Source organism: Xylanimonas allomyrinae (genome assembly GCF_004135345.1).
In the GTDB taxonomy this organism is placed as follows: domain Bacteria; phylum Actinomycetota; class Actinomycetes; order Actinomycetales; family Cellulomonadaceae; genus Xylanimonas; species Xylanimonas allomyrinae.
In genome coordinates this window covers 3,756,196-3,777,002 of record NZ_CP035495.1, presented here as the reverse complement: position 1 = coordinate 3,777,002, position 20,807 = coordinate 3,756,196, and the positions used below count along the sequence as shown (strand labels likewise).

23 protein-coding genes and 1 pseudogene are annotated in these 20,807 nt (G+C 72.6%); 6 read left to right on the top strand and 18 right to left on the bottom strand.

Features of this window, described 5'->3' with window-relative positions:
- Positions 1-41 precede the first annotated feature (41 nt).
- From ET495_RS17085 to ET495_RS19050, 4 genes and pseudogenes are all read right to left on the bottom strand, one after another.
- Positions 42-1,961, bottom strand: coding sequence for an FtsX-like permease family protein (locus tag ET495_RS17085; RefSeq protein WP_129205772.1), 1,920 nt, complete (start codon positions 1,959-1,961; stop codon positions 42-44).
- The gene (locus tag ET495_RS17080) at positions 1,958-2,674 is read right to left on the bottom strand and encodes an ABC transporter ATP-binding protein (RefSeq protein ID WP_129205771.1); all 717 of its coding nucleotides are present in this window, start codon (positions 2,672-2,674) and stop codon (positions 1,958-1,960) included. The genes ET495_RS17085 and ET495_RS17080 overlap by 4 nt, the downstream gene beginning before the upstream one ends.
- Complete coding sequence (locus ET495_RS17075) at positions 2,671-3,216, bottom strand: PadR family transcriptional regulator (RefSeq protein ID WP_129205770.1); 546 nt, start codon at positions 3,214-3,216, stop codon at positions 2,671-2,673. The genes ET495_RS17080 and ET495_RS17075 overlap by 4 nt, the downstream gene beginning before the upstream one ends.
- 91 nt (positions 3,217-3,307) lie before the next feature.
- Positions 3,308-3,520 (bottom strand): annotated as a pseudogene (locus tag ET495_RS19050) (hypothetical protein); the annotation flags it as partial.
- A 167-nt stretch (positions 3,521-3,687) separates the two neighbouring features.
- On the opposite strand from ET495_RS19050, the gene ET495_RS17065 reads away from it, so the two are divergent.
- Entirely contained in the window at positions 3,688-3,948 is a 261-nt protein-coding gene (locus ET495_RS17065; RefSeq protein WP_129205769.1) for a hypothetical protein, read from the top strand.
- Here the strand turns inward: ET495_RS17065 and ET495_RS17060 are convergent.
- From ET495_RS17060 to ET495_RS17045, 4 genes are read right to left on the bottom strand one after another with little or no spacing between them, the layout of a single operon-like run.
- Complete coding sequence (locus tag ET495_RS17060; protein WP_129205768.1) at positions 3,926-4,360, bottom strand: ATP-binding protein; 435 nt, start codon at positions 4,358-4,360, stop codon at positions 3,926-3,928. The genes ET495_RS17065 and ET495_RS17060 overlap by 23 nt on opposite strands.
- Positions 4,350-4,682, bottom strand: a complete 333-nt coding sequence (locus ET495_RS17055; protein WP_129205767.1) for an STAS domain-containing protein — start codon at positions 4,680-4,682, stop codon at positions 4,350-4,352. The genes ET495_RS17060 and ET495_RS17055 overlap by 11 nt, the downstream gene beginning before the upstream one ends.
- Entirely contained in the window at positions 4,682-5,884 is a 1,203-nt protein-coding gene (locus ET495_RS17050) for a PP2C family protein-serine/threonine phosphatase (protein ID WP_129205766.1), read from the bottom strand. The genes ET495_RS17055 and ET495_RS17050 overlap by 1 nt, the downstream gene beginning before the upstream one ends.
- Positions 5,881-6,327 (bottom strand): hypothetical protein, encoded by a 447-nt coding sequence (locus ET495_RS17045; protein ID WP_129205765.1) that lies wholly within the window; start codon positions 6,325-6,327, stop codon positions 5,881-5,883. The genes ET495_RS17050 and ET495_RS17045 overlap by 4 nt, the downstream gene beginning before the upstream one ends.
- A gap of 335 nt (positions 6,328-6,662) precedes the next feature.
- Here ET495_RS17045 and ET495_RS17040 point away from each other — a divergent pair, with 335 nt between their 5' ends.
- The 3 genes from ET495_RS17040 (at position 6,663) to ET495_RS17030 (ending at position 9,848) form a co-directional block, all read left to right on the top strand.
- Positions 6,663-7,985 carry an ABC transporter substrate-binding protein gene (locus tag ET495_RS17040; RefSeq protein WP_162616526.1) on the top strand — a complete coding sequence of 441 codons (1,323 nt, stop codon included), beginning with the start codon at positions 6,663-6,665 and terminating at the stop codon, positions 7,983-7,985.
- Between the two features lie 110 nt (positions 7,986-8,095).
- Complete coding sequence (locus ET495_RS17035; protein ID WP_245993178.1) at positions 8,096-9,025, top strand: carbohydrate ABC transporter permease; 930 nt, start codon at positions 8,096-8,098, stop codon at positions 9,023-9,025.
- Between the two features lies 1 nt (position 9,026).
- Positions 9,027-9,848 carry a carbohydrate ABC transporter permease gene (locus tag ET495_RS17030; protein WP_245993176.1) on the top strand — a complete coding sequence of 274 codons (822 nt, stop codon included), beginning with the start codon at positions 9,027-9,029 and terminating at the stop codon, positions 9,846-9,848.
- A gap of 216 nt (positions 9,849-10,064) precedes the next feature.
- Here ET495_RS17030 and ET495_RS19280 read toward each other — a convergent pair whose 3' ends face one another.
- The 4 genes from ET495_RS19280 to ET495_RS17010 form a co-directional block, all read right to left on the bottom strand.
- The gene (locus ET495_RS19280) at positions 10,065-11,162 is read right to left on the bottom strand and encodes a hypothetical protein (RefSeq protein WP_129205762.1); all 1,098 of its coding nucleotides are present in this window, start codon (positions 11,160-11,162) and stop codon (positions 10,065-10,067) included.
- Positions 11,159-13,873 carry a MinD/ParA family ATP-binding protein gene (locus tag ET495_RS17020; protein ID WP_129205761.1) on the bottom strand — a complete coding sequence of 905 codons (2,715 nt, stop codon included), beginning with the start codon at positions 13,871-13,873 and terminating at the stop codon, positions 11,159-11,161. The genes ET495_RS19280 and ET495_RS17020 overlap by 4 nt, the downstream gene beginning before the upstream one ends.
- 66 nt (positions 13,874-13,939) lie before the next feature.
- Positions 13,940-14,158, bottom strand: a complete 219-nt coding sequence (locus ET495_RS17015) for a hypothetical protein (RefSeq protein ID WP_129205760.1) — start codon at positions 14,156-14,158, stop codon at positions 13,940-13,942.
- Between the two features lie 133 nt (positions 14,159-14,291).
- Complete coding sequence (locus ET495_RS17010) at positions 14,292-14,498, bottom strand: hypothetical protein (protein ID WP_129205759.1); 207 nt, start codon at positions 14,496-14,498, stop codon at positions 14,292-14,294.
- Positions 14,499-14,800: 302 nt separating this feature from the next.
- Here ET495_RS17010 and ET495_RS17005 point away from each other — a divergent pair, with 302 nt between their 5' ends.
- Positions 14,801-15,529: an AfsR/SARP family transcriptional regulator gene (locus tag ET495_RS17005; protein ID WP_162616525.1), complete on the top strand. Its 729-nt coding sequence runs from the start codon at positions 14,801-14,803 to the stop codon at positions 15,527-15,529.
- A gap of 34 nt (positions 15,530-15,563) precedes the next feature.
- Here ET495_RS17005 and ET495_RS17000 read toward each other — a convergent pair whose 3' ends face one another.
- From ET495_RS17000 to paaA, 6 genes are read right to left on the bottom strand one after another with little or no spacing between them, the layout of a single operon-like run.
- Complete coding sequence (locus ET495_RS17000; RefSeq protein WP_129205757.1) at positions 15,564-16,361, bottom strand: enoyl-CoA hydratase/isomerase family protein; 798 nt, start codon at positions 16,359-16,361, stop codon at positions 15,564-15,566.
- 11 nt (positions 16,362-16,372) lie between these two features.
- On the bottom strand, positions 16,373-17,479 hold the full coding sequence (paaE, locus tag ET495_RS16995) for a 1,2-phenylacetyl-CoA epoxidase subunit PaaE (protein WP_129205756.1): 1,107 nt from the start codon (positions 17,477-17,479) through the stop codon (positions 16,373-16,375).
- Positions 17,479-17,976 (bottom strand): 1,2-phenylacetyl-CoA epoxidase subunit PaaD, encoded by a 498-nt coding sequence (paaD, locus tag ET495_RS16990; protein WP_162616524.1) that lies wholly within the window; start codon positions 17,974-17,976, stop codon positions 17,479-17,481. Before paaD ends, paaE begins: the two co-directional genes overlap by 1 nt.
- A complete protein-coding gene (paaC, locus tag ET495_RS16985) occupies positions 17,970-18,842 on the bottom strand; it encodes a 1,2-phenylacetyl-CoA epoxidase subunit PaaC (RefSeq protein WP_425471165.1) in 873 nt (290 codons plus the stop codon). Before paaC ends, paaD begins: the two co-directional genes overlap by 7 nt.
- Positions 18,839-19,144, bottom strand: coding sequence for a 1,2-phenylacetyl-CoA epoxidase subunit PaaB (paaB, locus tag ET495_RS16980; protein ID WP_129205755.1), 306 nt, complete (start codon positions 19,142-19,144; stop codon positions 18,839-18,841). Before paaB ends, paaC begins: the two co-directional genes overlap by 4 nt.
- Positions 19,141-20,130: a 1,2-phenylacetyl-CoA epoxidase subunit PaaA gene (gene paaA, locus ET495_RS16975; protein WP_129205754.1), complete on the bottom strand. Its 990-nt coding sequence runs from the start codon at positions 20,128-20,130 to the stop codon at positions 19,141-19,143. Before paaA ends, paaB begins: the two co-directional genes overlap by 4 nt.
- 154 nt (positions 20,131-20,284) lie before the next feature.
- Between paaA and paaI the strand changes: the two genes are divergently transcribed.
- Positions 20,285-20,734, top strand: a complete 450-nt coding sequence (paaI, locus tag ET495_RS16970; protein WP_245993173.1) for a hydroxyphenylacetyl-CoA thioesterase PaaI — start codon at positions 20,285-20,287, stop codon at positions 20,732-20,734.
- Positions 20,735-20,807 lie beyond the last annotated feature (73 nt).

Sequence of the window (20,807 nt, the reverse complement as noted above, 5' to 3'; positions counted from 1 at the left end):
GTCACGTGGCGATACCGTCGCACGAGTCCCGTGACGCGACCTCACTCCCGTCGCAGCAGTTCTGGGGTCAGTCGCGTGCGCACCAGCGGCACGGTGCTCGCCGCCGCGAGGAGTCCGCCGACGCCGGCGATGAGGACGAGGCCGAGCCACGCGCCGCTGTCCAGCGTCGAGGCCTGCTCCGCCATGTTGGTGTAGCCGCTGACGCCGACGATGCCGGCGCCGAGAGCGAGCAGGACGGCGACGGCGACCGGGACGAGCGTCTGGAGGAGCTGGCTGCGCTGGAGTACACGTGGCGGTACGCCGACCATGACCTGACGAGCGACCGACCGGCGGCGCTCGGTCGCCCGGTCGGCGGCGCCGAGAGCGAGCACGATGAGGGCGACCGTGATCGCGACCCCGCACAGCGACCAGACCGCGGTACGGAACGCCTGGACCTTGGCCCACTCCCTCTCGGCGGGCTGCCAAGCGAAGTAGCCGTGCTCGTCTGCCCAGGTTTCAAGCTGCCGGACCATCGCGCTCCCGCCGTCGGCGACGACGACAGGGAACGATTGTCCGGCGTACCAGTCGCCGAGCAGCGCGACGGGGACGAAGGCGACCGCGTCGCTGGGCCAGGCCCACTCCTCCTGCTGGCGGGGCAGATCCTGGATGACGGTGGGGCCGTCGAGGGTCACGTACTGCGCAACGGTTCCGTCGTCGTCGACGAGCGAGATGGTGTCGCCGACCGCGGGCGGCGGCTCCGGAAGGAAGCCGGTGGGGTGGGTGGCGCCGTCGGCATCGACCGTGCTGATCACCGAGGCGCGGGTGTCGTCGCAGCCGGTCATCGCAAACGAGAGCTTGAGCTGCGCACAGGTCCCGACCAGCACCTCCAGGCAGGTCCCGTCTTCAGGGCAACCTTTGGGGCCAGCCTGGAGCGAGATCGGTTCGAGTCCGCGAACGCCGGGCACCGCAAGAAGCGAGTCGAGGTCGTTCGGCTCCCAGGCGACGCCATCGGCGGGGGCCATGATGCGCACCTTCTGCGGGCCGGAACCGAACGTGCGGATCGCGTCCGCGTTCTGCGGTGCGGCCTCGAACGCGCCGAGCACGCCGAGAGCACCCGTCGAGAGGAACACGGCCACGCCGAGCCCTGCGACGACCCGGGACGCACTTCCCGAGTCGGCCTGCATCGCGCGGCCGGCCAGGCGAGAGGTGACGCCGTCGGACCGGACGAGCAGCCGCGCGACGCAGGACGACACGAGCGGCGTGACGAGCGCGATCCCGACGCCGGTCGCGGTCGCGCCGCCCAGCATCGCGACCGTCACAAGGTCGGGGTTCGCCGTTCCCATATCGGCGCCGGCGAGCCAGGCAAGCGCGCTCAGCCCGGCGCCCAGCACGATCAGCCGCCACGCACGCGGGTTTGTGGTTCGCGCCTCGGAGCGCGGCGCAGTGCCGGGCAGCGCGCGGTCCCACGTCGAGGCCGTTCCCGCGCCGATCGACACGGCAACCACCAGGAGGACCGCGGCGACGACCAGGGCCGGGGCGCCGTCGAGACGCTCGCCCAGCACGGTCGTGTCGCGCACGAACAGCGCACTGGTGGGCTGAAGCACCACCAGGAACAGGACCGCTCCCGCGACCGCGCCGACGAGCGCGAGCACTCCGTTCTCCACCGCGGCCACCACACGTGTGTGGTGCGGCGGCACGCCGATCATGCGCAGTGAGGCCAGGCGCCGGTCACGCACCCCGGACGAGAGTCGCCCGACCATCACCAGCAGCACCGCGGCGGGCACCAGCAGGAACAGCGCGATCGTCAGCAGAGCGACACGCTGGTCGCCGCGCTCGATCGGATCGGGATACATCGCCTGCGGCAGCGAGCCGGCGAGGAGCAGCAGCACGACGCCGATCGCGTTCCCGGCAGCGATCGACCAGGCGCGCAGCGGGCTACCCGCCCGGGCCAGGCGCAGGCCGAGCGTGACGAGCGCGCTCATGCGGACACCGAGCCCGCGGACGCGCCGGTCAGGTCGCCGGCCGCGGAACCGCCGACCACACGGCCGTCGCGCAGCAGAATGTCGCGGCCCGCCCAGGACGCAACGCGCAGCTCGTGCGTCACCAGGACGACGGCGGTGCCCTGATCCCGCGCGGCGTCGACGAACGCCTCCAGGACGAGCTCGCCCGTGGTGGTGTCCAGCGAACCGGTGGGCTCGTCGGCGAGGATCACCGGCGGGGTGTGCACCAGTGCGCGAGCGACGGCGGCGCGCTGCGCCTGCCCGCCCGAGACCTCGCTCAGCCGCTTCGCGGCATGCTCGACGACGCCAAGGCGGTCGAGCATCTCGTGCGCCCGCGCGCGGGCCTGGGCCGGGCGAGTGCCCAGCAGCCGGAGCGGCAGCTCGACGTTCTCCTCGACCGTCAGTTCCGGCACCAGGTCACCGAACTGGAACACGAATCCCAGCTCCTTGAGGCGCCGCTCGGAGCGCTTGCGCTCACCCAAGGTGTCGAACCTCTGGCCCGCGAGCCAGACCTCACCGACGTCGGGCTTCAGCAGCCCGGCGAGCAGGTGCAGCAGCGTCGACTTGCCGGAGCCGGACGGGCCCATGACGGCAACGATCTCCCCAGCGCGGATCGTGACGTCGACGTCGTCGAGCACGCGGGTGGGGCCGTAGGAATGCCCGAGGCGGCGGCCCTCCAGGACGATCCCGTTCATGGGTGCGATCCCTTCGCTCCCGCCGCGCGGACCTGCGCAGCGATCGTGGTCAGTCGGACGGAGGCCAGCTCGATCCAGCGCAGGTCGGCCTCCAGGTGGGCGATCTCGTAGTCGCCCGCGAGACGGTCGACGACGTCGCCGTCGTGCCGCCGGGCGGTGAGCACGCGCATGCGGTCCAGGTACGCACGGCGGTGTGCGTCGAGGACCTGGTCGGCGTCACGGCCGCTGACGAGGGCGAGCACGACGCGCGTGAAGACCTCTGCCGGGCGACCGGTCGCGGGCTCTGGCGTGGCGAGCCACTGGTCGAGCTCGGTGATGCCGTGAGCGGTGATCGCGTAGACCTTTCGGTCACCGCCCCCACCCGCCTCAAGTCCGACGCCGTCGGCGAGGCCGTCGCGCTCGAGGCGCTGGAGGGTCGAGTAGACCTGCCCGTACTTGAGCTCACGCTCATGCCCGAGCAGCGCGTCATAGCGACGCTTGAGGTCGAACCCGTGTGTGGGCCCCTCGTCGAGGAGGGCCAGGAGAGCCATGGGAACCGTCATGACTGCGACCATACACCCGGTGTATACACTGAGGGAATGGTCAGGTTTCGGCGTGTCGGGCTCCGTCTCTCGTCGCGCCTCAGCGCGATCCTCGCGATCGCCGCGAACGCGACTCGAGAACCGCGGCCTGCCCCTCGACCCGGGCACGCCGACGCAGCTCGTCGAACGACTTGCGCGAGATGCCGCGCTCCACGCAGACCGTGCTCACCGCGCCCCGTGGCGCGTCGTCGGGCCACAGGGCGATCGCGAGCTGGAGTTGACAGCGTGAGGCTGAAAGCGTGTGGCGGGGGTGCGGCGTCGGCAACGGCAAACCCCGAGGGGCCACCCCAAGAACCGCGGAGTGTCACCGAAGTCCTGACACATCAACTGTTACCGATGTCCTGATGCAGACCCGTCACCGATGTCCCGAGACATGACACGGGTTGACTTCACTCAAGCCGATACCTAGAACACATGTTCTATTCTGGTGTGATGGTCGACCGAGTCCCCGTGCGCGACTCCCCTGAGGAGGCACCCCGCCGTCAGCGCGACAACGCACGCGTCACGCGCCCCGAGCACCCGCTGCCGGTGCGCGCCTGGGTGACCCAACGGCAGACGGGTGCGTTCGAGGCCGACGGCCTCGCCGTCGCGTGGACGGACCGGCAGGTCGAGGTGCGCTACAGCGACCCCCACGGCCGCGAGGGCTTCGTGTGGCTGTGGGCCAGCGCCGTCACGCGCCGGCCGGCGGAGTGAGGTGCCGCACCATGCGCCAGTGGTTGGCGTCGTCGATCCGCGCGAGCTCGATGCGGTGCAGGAGCGCGCTCGCCAGGGGAAGGCCTCGGCCACCCTCGGCCAGCGTGTGGGGCATGGGCGTGTCGAGGTCGGGGCTGAACTCCTGGCCAGAGTCGAGCAGCTCGCCTTCGATCTCGTCGGGGCGGACGGTCAGGGTCAGCCGCCAGCGCACCTCACCGGGTGGCCGTCCGTGCTCGACGACGTTGGTCGCGATCTCGACCACCGCGGTCTCGAACATCATGAGGTCGGTCGAGTCGAGCTCCGGGTGCTCCGCGCCGACGCGCTCCAGCAGGGCGTGGACATGGTCGATCTCCGCCGGCACGGCGAACCCTTCAAGCACGTAGTCGCTGCGCTCGACAGCGTCACCAGTCATGGCCGGCCTCCTCCACCGTGCGGTACGGCACGAGGATCCGGTCCAGGTTTGTCAGTTTGAGCACCGCCCGGACCTGCTCGCCTGCGCGCGCGATCCGCAGGTCCCCGCCGGCCTGCCGTGCCGCCTTCAGCCCGCCGACCAGCGCACCCAGGCCCGAGGAGTCGATGTGGTCGACAGCCCCCAGGTCGACCACGACCCGGGTGCGCCCCTCCCGCACGAGGTCGTCGACGCGCGCCTTGAGCGGTGGCGCCGAGATGAGGTTGAGCCGCCCTTCCGGCGCCAGCGTCATGTAGGTTCCTGCGTCCTGCTCCCCGAACTCCATCAGCCAGCTCGCCCCTCTCGTCGGTCCTCGCTCCGCCACGCATCCTGCTCACCACTCGCACGCCGGACGACGACGGCAGCGACGTCGTCCGTGGCACCACGCCCCGCGGCCTGCTCGACGATCCTGTCGACGACGTCGGCGCACGTCCTGCCGGTGACGATCAGGTCACGCACCGCGTCGAGCGCGATGCCCAGGTCCCCGAAGACGTCCAGCACGCCGTCGCTGACGACGACCAGCGTCTCGTCGGGCGCCATGACCGCCGTCGTCTGCGCCCAGGTGACCGGCACCGGCATCCCGAGCGGCATCGACCGCTGGACGAGACGCCGCACCCCGCGCGGAGAGGCCAGCGCGGCGAGCCCGTGACCGGCGTCGACGTAGCGGAGCGTACCGTCGGCGGGGTCGAGCCGCCCGCCCCACAGCGTGACGAACCGGCCGTTGCTCTCCAGGTTCTGCAACGTCGCCTCGCTCGTGCGGCGCACGGCCTCGTCGAGTGCGACGTACCGCGAGTGCGTGCCGAGCACCGCGCGCATCTCGGCGGCGATGAGCGAGGCCGCCAGGCCCTTCCCCATGACGTCGCCGAGCACCACCTGGAGCTGCTGCGACCCACCGGGGCCGCCCACGACCTGCCAGTCGAAGAAGTCGCCACCGGCCTCGCGTGCCGACTGCACGCGCCCGGCGACCTCGACCCCGGGCATCGCGGGTGGGCCGGTCGGCAGGAGCAGCCGCTGCACCTCACCGACGCGCAACATCTCGTCCTGCACCATGAGCTCGCGCTCGACCATCGAGCCCAGGTCCGCGAGCATCTCGCGCTGCATCGGGCCCAGCTCGCGCGGCACCAGGTCGAGCATGCACAGCGCCCCCACCTTGCGCCCGCCCGCGCCGCGCAGCGGAACCCCGGCGTAGAAGCGCACCCGGGGCGGCGCAACGACCATCGGGAAGTCGCGGAACCTCTCGTCGGCGCGCAGGTCGGGGATCTCGACGACGTCGTCGTGGAGCACGGTGGTGGCGCAGATCGACGCGTCGAGCGGGAGCCGCCGCTGGTACGGCCCGATCGCCGCGACGGTGAACTGCTCGTGCGGGCCGAGCAGGTTGAGGGCGACGATCGGGGCGCCGAAGATCGCCTGGACCAGTCGCACCACACGGTCGTATCGACTGCCGGCCGCCTCCGCGAGTCGCTCGGCCTCGTGTGCCGCGATGTTCATCCGGCGCCGCCAGACCCCGGCGCGGCGGCGTCGGGCGCGTCCAGGAGCGGACTCACCTCGGCGGCCGCGCGGCGGGTCGCCGCCCAGCCCATCCCGGTGCTCGAACGTCGATCGATGACAAGAACGATTGCCACGTCCGGCCTCTCGGGCACGGTCGTGAGGAAGTGCAGCGTGCCGCGCGTGGTGACCTGGACCTCCTCGACGAGGTGCTCGGGCGGCACCCCGCGGTGCTGCGCGATGAGCTCCTCGACGCGCGTCACGGACGCACCACGGAAGGTCTCGATCGCCGCGGCGGCGACGGCGTCGAGGTAGTCCTGGGTGAAATACGGCACCTCGTGCGCCGCCCCCAGCAGGGCACCCGTCTCGACGTCGATGACGGCGCCGGCCAGGGCGCCGTCGACAGCGTCGATCACGGTCCGCATCACGTCGTCCAGACTGCCCATCCGCCCACCCTAGGTTGGCGCGCCGAACCGCGCTCTACCAGGCACGGCGCGGGCGCCCGACGACCGAACGGGGCCCTGAGGACACCGCGCGCGGGCGCCTTCGTAGGCCTCCGGAGCGCGCTCTGCGGGGTCCGGCACGCCCCGCGACGACGACGGCAAGCAGCCGCACCGGCGCTGGCGCTGGAAGCGCCTTCCGGTGGCGCCCATCGAGTGCCCCCGCAACAGTAGGAAAACGTTTATGCGTGGTTCCACGCACTCTCGCACCACGGGGAGCGGGACCCCGGTGGGATGGGTTCATGCGACCACGTCGGTCGCCCGATCAGATTGGACATTCCATGAAGACCAAGATTCGCGCAGGGGGCATGGTCGCTATGGCAGCGACCGTCGCCCTGGTCGCTGCCGCCTGCGGTGGCGGCGACAACGGCAACGGCGGCTCGGCCGACGGCAACGGCGTCGAGATCACCTGGTGGCACAACGGCACCGGCGAGCCGCTGCTCGGATTCTGGGAGGACGTCGCCCAGGAGTTCGAGGACAAGAACCCGGGCGTGACGATCAACATCCAGGCGTTCCAGAACGAGGAGCTCCGCAACACGGTGCTCCCCAACGCGTTCGCCGGCGGCAACGCTCCCGACCTGTTCCAGAGCTGGGGCGGCGGCGAGCTGGCCCAGTGGGTCGAGGACGGCATCGTCAAGGACCTGTCGGACGTGGCCTCGGACACGATCGACGCGATCGGCACCCCCGCCACCGCGTGGCAGGTCGACGGCAAGACCTACGGCCTGCCGTACACCTTCGGTCCCGCCGGCTTCTGGGTCAACACCGACCTGTGGGAGAAGGCCGGCCTCGACACCACCAACTTCCCGACCACCTGGGACGAGCTGTTCGCCGCGTGGAGCACGCTGAAGGACGCCGGCATCACGCCGGTCGCCGTCGGTGGCCTCGACGGCTGGCCCGCCGCGCACTGGTGGTACCACACCGCCGTCTCGACCGTCTCGCCCGAGACGTTCGAGAAGGCCATGTCCACCGGTGACTTCTCCGACCCCGCGTGGGAGAAGACCGGCGAGAACCTCCAGACGATCCTGGACGCGAACGCGTTCAACGACGGCTGGCAGGCCACCTCGGCCCAGCAGGGTGCCGCGTCGTCGGCCGGCATGGTCGCTCTCGGCCAGGCCGCGTCGGAGCTCATGGGCGTCTGGAACGGCGGCGTCATGGGTGGCATCTACAACGAGGCCAACGGCCTCGACGAGAACTCGCAGGAGCTCCAGGAGAACCACCTCGGTTGGTTCCCCTTCCCCGCGTTCGCGAACGGTGAGGGCGACGGCCGCATCCTCGGTGGCGGCGACGGCTTCTCCGTCCACGCCGACGCCCCGGCCGAGACGGTCGACTTCCTCAAGTACATCCTCTCGGAGGACGTGCAGCGCCGTTACGTCGCGCTCGGCAACTCGCCGGCTCTCGCCTCCCTCGGCGCCGAGATCGAGGACCCGGCTCAGGCCGCGGCCCAGAAGGCTCTCGCCAACGCCTCGGGTGTCCAGCTCTGGCTCGACACCGCGTTCGGCCCGGCCGTCGCCAACCCGATGAACGACGCGATCGTGCAGTTCATGCAGGGCAACGGCACGCCGCAGCAGGTCGTCGACGCCATCTCGAACTCCTGGGCAGGCTGACCTCAGTGTCCGCAGTCGAGACTGACCCCCGGGCGGCCGACGCCGCCCGGGGGTCTACCCCTACGCTCAGCAAGGCGGCGCGGGCACGCCGGCGGCGTGGGCGCCTCGAGGTGATCGGGTTCACCGGGCCGGCGCTCCTCGTCTTCGTGCTCTTCGTCTTCGTCCCGATCGGCTACGCCGTCGTCCTCTCGCTGTTCAACGGCACGCCGACCAGTCCGATCCGCGACTTCGTCGGGTTCCAGAACTTCACGGAGATCTTCACCACGGGACGTGGTGAGACCCTCGGCCAGCCGTGGTTCTGGCACGCGGTGCGCAACAACTTCCTCATCGCCGTGATGTCGCTGCTCATCCAGGGACCCATCGCGATCGGTGTCGCGCTGCTGCTCAACCGCAAGATGCGGTTCCGTGGATTCTTCCGGCTGATGATCTTCGTGCCGTATGTCCTCTCCGAGGTCATCACCGGCGTCATCTTCAGCCTCATGCTCTCGCCTCAGGGTGCGGTCAACGACTGGCTGACCCGCCTCGGGTTCGAGCAGTTCGCGAACTTCCAGTGGCTCATGGACACCAGCGCCGCACCGGCGGACGCCGGCATGTTCGCGATCCTCGGGTCGCGCACCTTCTGGGCCGTCTTCGCCATCCTGACCTGGAAGTACGTGGGCCTGGCGATCATCCTGTTCCTCGCCGGCCTGTCCGGCGTGCCCGAGGAGCTCAACGAGGCCGCCGCGATCGACGGCGCCACGTGGTGGCAGACCCAGCGCAAGATCACCATCCCGCTGCTGGGCCCCACGATCCGCATCTGGGCGTTCCTGTCCCTCATCGGGTCGTTCCAGCTCTTCGACATGGTGTGGATCCTCACCGGCCAGCAGCCTGGCCGCACCGGCATGCACACCATGGCGACCTTCATGGTCGACCAGGGCATGAACCGCAACCGCGTCGGCTACGGCTCAGCGATCGCCATCGTGCTGTTCGTCATCACGCTGATCGTCGCGCTGCTCTACCAGCGCTTCATCCTCAGCCGCGACATCGGAAAGGAGTCCTGACGTGGCCGCTGTGACTCTTGACCGCACCTCCGAGGCGACACCGGAGATCCGCCACAAGCGGGTGTTCTCCTGGAGCCAGCCGTGGGTCTACCTCGTCGCCCTCGTGGCGCTCGCGCTGTCGATCGGGCCCGTCCTGTTCGTCGTCCTCGGCGGCTTCCGGACCAACCCGCAGCTCCTGCTGAACCCGGGCGGCCTGCCCGACCCGTGGGTCTGGTCGAACTACGGCCAGATCCTCGACCCGACGACGCGGTTCGGCCCGATGTTCTTCGGCCAGGTCATCGCGTCGGTGTCGATCGCCCTCATCACGACGGCGCTCGTCGTCGTCCTGGGCGTCTCGGTCGCCTACGCGATCGCCCGGTTCAACATGAAGGGTGGCCCGGTGCTGTTCAGCATCTTCGCCGCCGGCCTCATGTTCCCGGCGACCATCGCCATCCTGCCGACCTGGATGATCCTGCAGAGCGTCGGCCTCATCGGGACCTGGGCGGGTGTGATCATCCCGCAGGTGGCGTTCGCGCTGCCGACGACGGTGGTCATCCTCACCCCGTTCATCAAGGCCATCCCCAAGGAGCTGGAGGAGGCCGCGGCCCTCGACGGGACGACGCGCACCGGCTTCTTCTTCCGCATCCTGCTCCCGCTCGCGAAGCCGGGCATGGTCACGGTGGGCGTGCTCGCGTTCGTCGGTTCGTGGAACGCGTACATGCTCCCGCTGTTCGTGCTGCGCGTCGGTGGCGCCAACGTCAACATCTTCGGGATGAACGCGTCTGTCACACTCCCCTTGGTGTCCAGGCGTTCCAGACCCAGTTCTCGTCCTCGACGACGATGATCATGGCGTTCACCTCGCTCGCCATGATCCCGGCGCTGATCTTCTTCCTCACCATGGAGAAGCACATCGTCAACGGCCTCTCGGGGGCAGTGAAGGGCTGACCGGCCCCGACCTGCCGCCTGCGCGGCACACACGAAGCACCCGCTCGGGCCGTGGCCCGGGCGGGTGCTTCGTCGTGTGCGGGGGCCGCGAGCGACCGCGACCAGCGGCCACGTGTCATCCCTCGTCGACGTCGACCGTGACCGCCCCCGTCATGTAGTCCCTCGCGAGCTGGGCCAGCACCGCGTCGAGCGCCCCCTCGGCCGCGCTCGGCGTGGGATCGTCGGGCGCGGGCAGGGGCCGCATCACCGCAGGCGACGGCGCCGGGCTGGGGACGACGGGCGACGTGGAGGGTGACGGGCCCGGCGTCCCTGGGCCCGGCGGAGGCTCCGGTGAGTCCCCGGCGTCGGGACCCTCCCCCGGTGCGGGAGCCGGGGCGACCGGCTCGTCCGGCGCGGCGGTCGGCGGCGGCGAGCCCGACGACGCCGGGTCCCCCAGCCGTTCCTGCTCCCCCGACGGCACCGACGCCCCCAGCACCACCCGCTCGCCCAGCACCACCGGTCGGGCGAGCGGCGCGGGCGCGAGCAGTGTCGCGGCCCATGGCGACCGGCCGCGCGCGCCGTCGGGCGCCGGGAACGCCGCCCCGCGCGCCCACGGCCCGCTGTGGTGCGACCGGCGCAGGTGCGGCCCGTCCGGCACCGGAGTGCCGAGCACGTCCGCGAGGTTCTCGAGCAGCGCCCGGGTGCGCGCAGAGACCGTCCGGTCGAGCCGCGTGAGCACGACCACCTGCACCGCGACGGCTTCGGCGGTGCATCCCGCGCAGTCGGCCGAGACGGCGAGCGCGCGGTTGCTCGCGGTCACGCCCGTGCCGGGCCGCTGGACGACGACCTGCACGGCCACCGCGCTGGCCGTCCCCGACCCGCCCGACGCCCACGCGGCGGCCACGTTGTCGGCCGTCGCCCCGCCGCGGGGCACGTACACGACCTCGACGGTCGCCGCCCGGCCGGCGCACCCGTCGCACAGGGCCGACGCCGTCGCCGTCGCCCGTGCGTGACCGCCGTCGCGCACGGCGAAGGTGCGGCCCCGCGCGTCGGTCAGCGCCGAGCGTCCGACGTCGGTGTGCGCCGTCGCGACCAGCTCGACGTCGGACTGCGTCCCCCAGGACCAGGACGCGTGCGGGAACCAGGGCGCCTGCGGGAGCCAGGCCGCCCCGGCGAGCAGCGCGGACGCCACCAGCACGGCGACGCTCGACGTCGCGGTACCGGGGGCCCTCACCGGTCGGCCCTCCCGCGCTCGTGGAACGAGTCGGCGAGTGCGGCCGCGACCTGCATGAACGCCTCACGTGTGCGCGGGGCGAGCGCGCCCAGCGTGGTGCGCCCGCCGGCGAGCAGCGTCTTGTCCCACGGGACGAGCGCCACGTGCGCGCACCGTTGCTCGAAGTGCTCGCGCACGATGCCGACGGCCGGGTCTGCCGGGTCGGCCACCCCGTTGACGACGACCACGGCAGTGCCGACCAGGTTCCCGTGACCGTGCTCCTCGAGCCAGTCGAGCGTCTGCGCGCCGGCGCGGGCGCCGTCGAGCGCGGGGCGCAGCACCAGCACGAGCTCGTCCGCCTCGGCGAGCAGGCCCTGGTTGGCGCTGTCGAGAATGCCTGTGCCGGTGTCGAGCAGCACCAGGTTGTAGTAGTGGTCGAGCAGGCCGACGACGCGCTCGTAGGCGGCGCGGTCGAGCGCCTGCGTGATGCGGGCGTCGTCGTTCGACGCGAGCACCTCCAGGCGCGACTCGGGGCACTGCGAGGTGTAGCGGCGCATCGTCGAGAAGCTGTCGATCCGGTCGGCGTCGGCGAGCAGGTCGGTGACGGTGCGGTCGCAGTCCCCCGCGATGCGCCGGGCCAGGTTGCCGGCGTCGGGGTTGGCGTCGACGGCGACGACGCGGTCCCCGCGCAGGCTCGCGAACGTCGCGCCGAGCCCGACGGTCACGGACGTCTTGCCGACACCTCCCTTGCGGCTCATGACGAGCACGCGGCGGGTCCCGTCGATGGGCGTGCGGACGCGGTCGAGCACGGCCTCGTGGCGCAGCTCGGCGCGGCTGGGGCCGAGAGCGACGGCGCCGTGCGTGCCGGCGCGCACGGCGCGACGCCAGCCGGTCGCGGCGACCCGGCGCGGGGCGCCCAGCACGGTGGCGTCGGTCAGGTCGGCCGCGGTGAGACCGCTCAGGCGGGTGCCGTCGCCGGGGCCGCCCTCGGGGCCGCGTGCAGCACCGCCGTCGGGGCCGCCCTCGGGGCCGCCGTCGAGAGTGGTCGTCCGAGCGGCCGCTGGGATGACGGCGAGACCAGCGGTGCGGGCCGGCGGGGCTGGTGCCGCGCCCGGCCCTGCGTCGAGGTGCCGGGCGTCGTCGAACGCGGGCGCACGTGCGGCGTCGCGCTTCTGCCCGGGCACGGCCGGCTCGCGGCCGAGGGCGGCGAGCAGGTCGAACCCCGAGGACCAGCTCGGGAGCTCGGGAGTGAACCACGGGTCGGCGACGGCCGCGGGCGGGCGCGGAGCACCCGGGCCTGCGTCGTCGTCGGCTCGTCCGGGGCCCGTGTGGGCGCCCGGGGTGGTGATCGCGTCCATGATCTGCCTCCTGGATCGTTCGCGGTCGCGGCCCTCGTGCCGGGTGTGGGCGTACCGGCGGCGCACGAGGGCGGCGGCCGTCTGCACGATGCGGGCCACGAACGCCGCCACTCCGGCCACGGGCACGGCCAGCAGGGCGAGCGAGACGAGCCCGAGGGCGACGCCCGGCCACTGGTGGGCCACCAGTGCGGCGTCGAGCAGGGACCACTGGTGCGCGACGGCGTCGGCGAGCGTGCGCGCGAGCTGCGGCACGTGCCAGGCGAGCCACACCAGCCCGCCCGCGAGCAGCGGCACCACGAGCAGCACCCACGCGGTGACGGCCCGCCGCGCCCACGGCAGCATGTCGGCCACGCGAGGGTCGACGGCGCGGCCGGGCAGGACGGAGCGCAGCACGGGAGCGACACGCCCGAACAGGTCGGGGACGCCCGCGAGGTCGGCGAGCACGTAGTAGCCGTCGAGCCGCACGGCCGGCAGGAGCTGCTCTGCGGCCTCGACGTGCAGGAGCACGAGCACGACGAGCAGCACCGGGTCGCCGGTCGCGAGCTGCGCGATCGCGACGGCGAGCATGCACCACACGGTGTAGTACAGGCCGCCCAGGTCGGTGCGCAGCCGCCCGGCCCGGCCGAGCCGGTAGGAGTCCGTCACGTTGGTGAAGAACGCGGGCGCGAGCAGGTAGACGCCGACGCCGACACGCCCCGGCGTCGCACCCGAGGACGAGCACGCGACCGCGTGGCCCAGCTCGTGGACCAGCTCGCAGAACGTCATGAGCGCGAAGACGCCCACGAGCACGGCGGGTGTCCGAAGCACGGTCGCGACGGCGTCGAGCACCTGCGCGCGCAGCACGACGGCGACGACGACGGCGACCCAGGCGGCGAGCACGGCGGCCACGACGGCCGGATGGAACGTGGGGGTGAGCACGCGGGCGACACGGCGCACCGCGCGCGCGGGGACGACCGTGCCGCGCAGCGCGAGGCTCAGCAGCGGCGCCGAGCGCGGAGCGGCCGGGCCCGGCGCGCGCTGCGTCGCGGCGTCGTCGGCCAGGCCCGCGGGCCGCAGCTTCATGGTGACGAGGTGGTGGAGGCCGTCGGCGGTGAGCGTGCGCCCGTAGGCGCTCGAGACGGCCGCGGCGACCTCGGCGGCGGTGCGACGCGGGTCGAGGCGCGCGAGCACGGTGTTGACCAGCTCGGAGACCTGAACGACCTGCCCGTCCGGGCGGCGCACCAGGTACGCGGGCCTGGCCAGGCCGGACCCGGACACGCGCCCGAGCAGCGCCGTCCCGGCGGGCCGCGCCCAGCGGGGCTCGGCGCGCACGGACGGCGACACCGGCTGCGGCGCAGGCGGCGGCACGTGACGCGGGAGGGCCGTGGCGGTCATGGTCTGCTCCGGGGCGTGACCGCCGGCGCCGCAGATCGGTCCGGCGCCGGTGGTCGCGCTGACGGGCTAGCGCCCGAGGGTGAGGGACAGGCCCTGGAGGATGTCGCTGGCGGCCGTCGACCCGATCGTCGCGGCGTTCAGGGCGAGGCTCACGTTGACGGCGACGACGGGCGCGACGTTGACGCTGACCGGCGAGAAGCCCCGGAAGAGGAACAACGTCTCGCGTTCCGGGAGGAGTTCGACGCTCTGCGCGGCGAGCTCGTCGCCCGAGATGAGGTCGTGCATGGCAGCTCACTTCCTGGACAGGCCCGGTGCCGCCGCCCGCAGGCACGGCTCGCGTGCCCTCGGGGTGGGAGGCTCCCTGCGCGCCGCGCGGGTCCACGGCACGGCGACACCGGGCGTTCATGGCGCCGGCAGGTCAGCCCTGGGCGACGGTGATGGACTGCAGCGCGTTGCTGGATGCCGCGGAGAACAGCGACGCGGCGTTGAGGGCCAGCGAGGAGTTCGACGCGACGACACTGGCGTAGTTGGTGCGGAAGATGTTCGTGTTCCACAGCAGCGTCTCCCGTTCGGGAAGCAGCTCGGTCGACTCGCCCTCCAGCTCGAGGAACGTGATCTCGTTCATTGCTTGTCACCCCCTCTCCCACGGTGTCGGGACGAGGCGACGGTAGGCGGGCGCCCGTGACCCGGGCGTCGTGCGTGCGTCACCATCGTGTGAGGCGGGCGTGATCGGACCGTGATCTGCGCGTGACATGGGCTGTCGTGCGCCGCAGCGCCGCCTTACCGTGGCGGTGTTCGTGAGCCGCGGCGTGCCGTGTCACGAACGCGCTCCCGCCCCCTCTTGTCCATGAGGGCCGACCACTTCGCGCCGGGGTGCGGGAGGTGCTCGGGGTGCGAGTCGAACTACTCGGGGTGCGATTCATGGCGATGACCGTGGAAGCCGCCGCCGCACGGCGCGAGGCGGCCTGGAGTGACTATCGCGTGACGTTGCTCGGGGACGTCACGGTGAAGCGCTGCGGCGCGGCCGTCCCGCTCCAGCACCGCGAGCGCCTGCTCGTCTCGTTGCTCGCGCTCCAGGGATCGCGCCCGCGCGGGCACATCGCCGGGACGCTGTGGCCCGAGGTGCCCGAGGACCGCGCCCGCGCGAGCCTGCGGCAGTCGCTGCGCACGCTCAAGCAGGTGCTGCCGGGCGGGTTCGTCGTCGGCACGGGCTCGCTGGGGCTGGTGCCGGGGCTCGCGGTGGACGTCCACGAGGTGCGCGCCCACTGTGACGACGTCCTGTCGGGGGCGCGGCTGACGGTGCGGCGCGCGGTCGACGCGTTGCACGCGATCGTCGGGCCCGAGCTTCTGCTGGGCGAGTTCGACGAGTGGGTCGAGCAGGAGCGCCGGCGCCTGCAGCGTCAGCGCCTGCACGCTCTGGAGCACCTGACGCGTGAGCTCGCACGGCTGGGTGAGACGTCGTGGGCCATCGCGGCGGCGGAGGCGGCGGCGGAGCTCGACCCGTTGCGCGAGGAGCCGGCGATGCTGCTCATCTCGTTGCACCTGGCCGAGGGCAGCGTCGTCGAGGCCAGGCGCACGTTCGACGCGTTCCGCCGCCGCCTGCGCGCCGAGCTGCGCGTGGAGCCGTCACCCCGCGTCGTCGCGCTGATGCGGTGAAAGGGCGACGGCGCCACGCGCCGGGTCGACGGCCTCAGTGGGCTCGGGACGCCAGGGGCGCGCCGGTGAACTGCGGGGCCCGCTTGGCCTGGAACGCCGCGAACCCCTCGTGGTAGTCGTCGGTGTCGGACAGCACGGCCTGCGCGCGGTTCTCGGCGTCCATCGACGTCCACAGCCCGATCCGCCGGTCACGCAGCTCGGCCACGAGGCGCTTGCTCGCGACGAACGCCTGGGTGGGGCCGGACGCGGCGGCGCGTGCCGCGGACCGTGCCTCCTCCAGCACCTCCTCGGCGGGCACGACGCGTGAGAACAGGCCTGCGGCGACGGCCTCGGCCCCGGTCATGAGCCGGCCCGAGTACACGAGGTCGAGCGTGCGGTGCGCGCCGAGCCGTTCGTAGAACAGCGCGTGCCCGCCCGAGTCGAGCGTGGCCCCGATGCCGGCGAACGGGGAGCCGATCTTGGCGTCGTCGGCGACGAGCACCACGTCGGAGGCGATGAGCAGCCCGAGTCCGACGCCGAGGCACGCGCCGTGCGCGACGGCGTAGGTCGGGGCGGGGAACTCGGCCAGGCTCCGCATCACGGGGGCCACGTGGACGCCGAGGAACTGCAGCGGGTCGTCGAGCGCCGGGTCGACGCCCGCGATGTCGCGCCCCGCGCAGAATGCGCGCCCCACGCCGTGCAGCACCAGGGCGCGCACCCGGGCGCGGCGTGCCCTCGCCAGCGCGTCGGCGAGCTCTCTGAGCCCGGTCTCGTCGATGGCGTTGAGCCGCTTGGGGGCGTCGAGGACGATCTCGGCGACACCGGCGTCGCCGTCGAGCGTGAGCCTGATCATGGCGTCCCCCCTCACACGTCGTAGTCGAGGACGACGCACGGCGTCGTCGGGTGCGACTGGCACGTGAGCACGTACCCGCGCTCGATCTCCTCCGGTTCGAGCGCGTAGTTCTCGGCCATCTGCACGCTGCCCTCGATCACGCGCGCCCGGCACGTGCCGCACACCCCGCCCGCGCACGCGAACGGCGTGTCGGGCCGCACGCGCAACGCGGCATCGAGGATCGTCTCGCGCGCGTCGACGGGGGTGGTGACCCGCGCCGACTGCCCGTCGAGCGTGAAGTCGATCTGGACGCTCGGCCCGTCGCCGGTCGTCACCGGCGCGGCGCGGCGAGGGCCGTCGCCGGGCTCGCCCGTGGTGAACAGCTCGTAGCGCACGTGGGTCCGGTCGACGTCGGCGCGGTCGAGCGAGTCGCGGCACGTCTGCACCAGGCCGAGGGGCCCGCACAGGAACCACTCGTCCACGGTCTGCGGGCGGACCAGGCCGTTCAGCACCGCGTCGAGGCGGTCGGCGTCGAGGTGGCCCGACAGCAGCGGGGCGGTGCGCTTCTCGCGCGTGAGCACGTGGTGCAGCGCGAACCGGTCCGGGTAGCGGTCCTTGAGATCGGCGAGCTCCTCGAGGAACATCACGTCGGGCGTGGAGCGGTTGGCGTAGACGAGGCTGACGCGCGCCGTCGGCGAGCCGTCGAGCGTGCTGCGCACGAGCGCCATGAGCGGGGTGATGCCCGAGCCGGCCGCGATGCCGGCCAGGTGCTTGCCGTCCAGGTCGCGCAGGTCGCTGGTGAACGTGCCCTGCGGGCTCATGACGTCGATCTCGGCACCGGCGGCGAGGACGTCGTTGGCCCAGGTGGAGAAGAGTCCGCCGTGGTCGCGCTTGATCGCCACGGCGATCTCGCCGGCCTGCGGGGGCCGGCACAGCGAGTAGCTGCGGCGCACCTCCTGGCCGTCGATGGTGGCGCGCAGGGCCACGTACTGCCCGGGCGCGTAGTCGTAGTCGTCGGCGAGCGCGCCGGGCACGGCGAACGTGACCTCGACGCTGTCGGTCGTCAGGGGCCGCACCCGCGTCACCCGGAGGGTGTGGAAGCGGGCGCGGCGGCGGGTGGGGGTCGCGGTGGTCGTCATCAGTGCACCTTGAAGTAGTCGAACGGCTCGAGGCAGGCCGAGCACTCGTACAGCGCCTTGCACGAGGTCGAGCCGAAGTGCGCGATCTCGCGCGTGGACAGCGAACCGCACCGCGGGCAGCGGACGGACAGCGCGATCGGGACGGGCCCGGAGTGCGCGGCCCGGCCCGACGGGGGCGCGATGCCGTATGCACGCAGCTTGTGCTTGCCGGCGTCGGTCATCCAGTCGGTGGACCACGCGGGGGCGAGCACGACGTCGACGCTGACGTCGCGGTAGCCGGCACCGCGCAGCGCGTCGGCGACGTCGCAGCGGATGGCGTCGACGGCGGGGCAGCCGGAGTACGTCGGGGTGATCGCCGCGCGCGCGGTGTCGCCCGTCACGGTGACCGACCGCAGCACGCCGAGATCCTCGATGGTCAGCACGGGCACCTCGGGGTCGACGACGGCGGCGGCCGCCTGCCAGGCGCGCGCGACCTCGCCGTCGATGCTGGTCACCACGACGCACCGGGGTGCTGCCGGGCGAGCACCTGCATCTCGGCCAGGATGTAGCCGAGGTACTCGCTGTGCCGGCCGGCGCGACCGCCGCACGGGGCCGGGGGGAGGTCGGGCTCGGCGAGCCCCGCCTGCCGCAGCACGTCACGCAGCGCGGCCAGCACGGGCTCGCGCAGCGTGGACGGGCGCACGGCACGGTCGCCCAGGCGGTCGATCAGCGGGGTGTCGGCGAACAGCTCGTCCACGTAGGGCCACACGGCGTCGAGCCCCGCGACCATGCGGCGGCGGGACTCGTCGGTGCCGTCGCCCAGGCGCAGCGTCCACTGCACGGCGTGGTCGCGGTGGTAGGCGACCTCGAGCACCGCCTTGGCGGCGATCGCCGCGAGCGTCGGCTCGCTCGCGTGCTGGAGGCGCGCGTACAGCTCGTGCATGTACGTCGAGGCGACGAGCTGGCGCGCGATGGTGGCGGCGAAGTCCCCGTTGGGCTGCTCGACGAGCCAGCTCGAGCGGAACTCGGTCTCGTCGCGGAAGTAGGCGAGGTCGTCCTCGCTGCGCCCGTCGGCCGTGCCGGCGTGGTGCAGCAGCGACCGTGCCTGGCCGACGAGGTCGAGCGCGATGTTGCCGAGCGCGATGTCCTCCTCGAGCTCGGGCGCGCGGGAGATCCAGGCACCGAGGCGCTGGGCGAGGACGAGGGCGTCGTCGCCCAGCCACTGGGCGTACTGCGCGACGTCGTGGTCGGCGTCCGCGCCGCCGGCACCGACCAGCTCGGGGTCGAGCTCGACGGCATCGACGTGGACGTCGCCGTGGATGTCGCCGTGGACGTCGCGGTGGATGTCGCCGTGGACGTCGTCCGCGGTGCGGGTGGCGCTCACAGGTGACGCACCCCCTCGGCGTGCGTGTAGTAGACGGCGTGCCGGTAGTTCTTGCCCGCCGGGCTCTCGAACCACTCGTCGCGCGCGTCGGGGTCGCTCGTGGTGACCGCCGCGGCGGGCACCACCCAGATCGACAGGCCCTCGCGGCGGCGCGTGTACAGGTCGCGCGCGTTGCGCACCGCGAGCGTCGCGTCGGGTGCGTGCAGCGAGCCGACGTGAACGTGGGACAGGCCTCGCCCGGCACGGACGAACACCTCCCACAGGGGCCAGGACTCCTTCTCGCTGTAGCCAGGCGTGGTCACGCCGCCACCTCCTTGTGGTTGCTCGCGCCGGCCGGTGCCGGGCGCTCGGTCTGCTTGCGGGCGTAGGCGGCCGCGGCGTCGCGGACCCACGCACCCTCGTCGTGCGCCGCACGACGGCGTCGCATGCGCTCGGCGTTCAGGGGGCCGCGGCCGGCGAGGATCTCGTGGAACTCGTCCCAGTCGATCGGGCCGGGCTCCCACTGGCCGGTCTCCTCGTCGAAGCGCAGCTCGGGGTCGGGCATCGTCAGCCCGAGGGCCTCGAACTGCGGCACGCACATGCCGACGAACCGGCGGCGCAGCTCGTCGTTGGAGACGCGCTTGATCTTCCACGCCATCGACTGCCGCGAGTTGGGCGACTCGGCGTCGGGCGGGCCGAACATCATGAGCGCGGGCCGGTACCAGCGGTCGACGGCGTCCTGGGCCATCTGGTGCTGCTCCTCGGTGCCGCGCGAGAGCGCGAGCAGGATCTCGAACCCCTGCCGCTGGTGGAACGACTCCTCCTTGCAGATGCGCACCATGGCCCGGGCGTAGGGGCCGTAGGAGGTGCGGCACAGCGCGACCTGGTTGCAGATCGCGGCGCCGTCGACGAGCCAGCCGATGGCGCCCATGTCGGCCCAGGTGCGGGCGGGGTAGTTGAAGATCGAGGAGTAGCGGGCCTTGCCTGCGTGGAGCTGGTCGAGCATGTCCTCGCGCGAGGCGCCGAGCGTCTGCGCGGCCGAGTACAGGTAGAGGCCGTGCCCGCCCTCGTCCTGCACCTTGGCGATGAGGATGGCCTTGCGCTTGAGGCTGGGGGCGCGCGTGATCCAGTTCGCCTCGGGCTGCATCCCGATGATCTCGGAGTGCGCGTGCTGGGAGATCTGGCGTACCAGGGTGCGGCGGTATGCGTCGGGCATCCAGTCGCGCGGCTCCACGCGGGAGTCCGCCTCGATCAGTGCGTCGAAGACCTGCTGGTCGTCACGCGGCGGTGCTTCGGTCGTCGTCGTCATCGTCGACTCCAAGGGGTTCGGCAGGTGCTGCGGGATCTGTTCGGGCCGCACCTTACCAAACGATCGTTCGGTCAGTATAGTGTGGGTCACATTGGAGATGACGGCCCGCCACCTCGATCACGTATCGTGTGCGGCGGCTCAACGAGGAGGCCACGTGACAGAGCTCGCGCCCGAACCCGTCCCCACGGTTCGCCCAGAGGTCCGCCCAGAGGTCCGCGCGATGATGCGCGAGGACAACGTGCGCGACCTGCTGGGGATCACCCTCGTCGAGGAGCGCGCCGGCCGCGCGGTCATGACCCTCACGGTCACCGACGCGCTCACCAACGGCTTCGGCATCACCCACGGCGGCGTCGTCTTCACGCTCGCGGACACGGCGTTCGCCGTCGCGTGCAACGAGGACGAGCGCATCACCATCTCCTCCGGAGCCGACATCGCCTTCCTCGCCCCGACCACGTCCGGCGACGTGCTCACCGCCACGGCGGTGCGCCGCGCGCGCCGCGGCCGCACGGGGCTGTACGACGTCACCGTCACGGCCGACGACGGCACCGTCGTCGCCGAAATGCGCGGCCGCAGCCACACGACCTCGCGCACCCTCACCCACTGACCCCTCTTCGCACGGGAGAGCATCTTGTCGACGACGACCAACGCCACGCCCGCACCCCGCCTCGAACGGACCC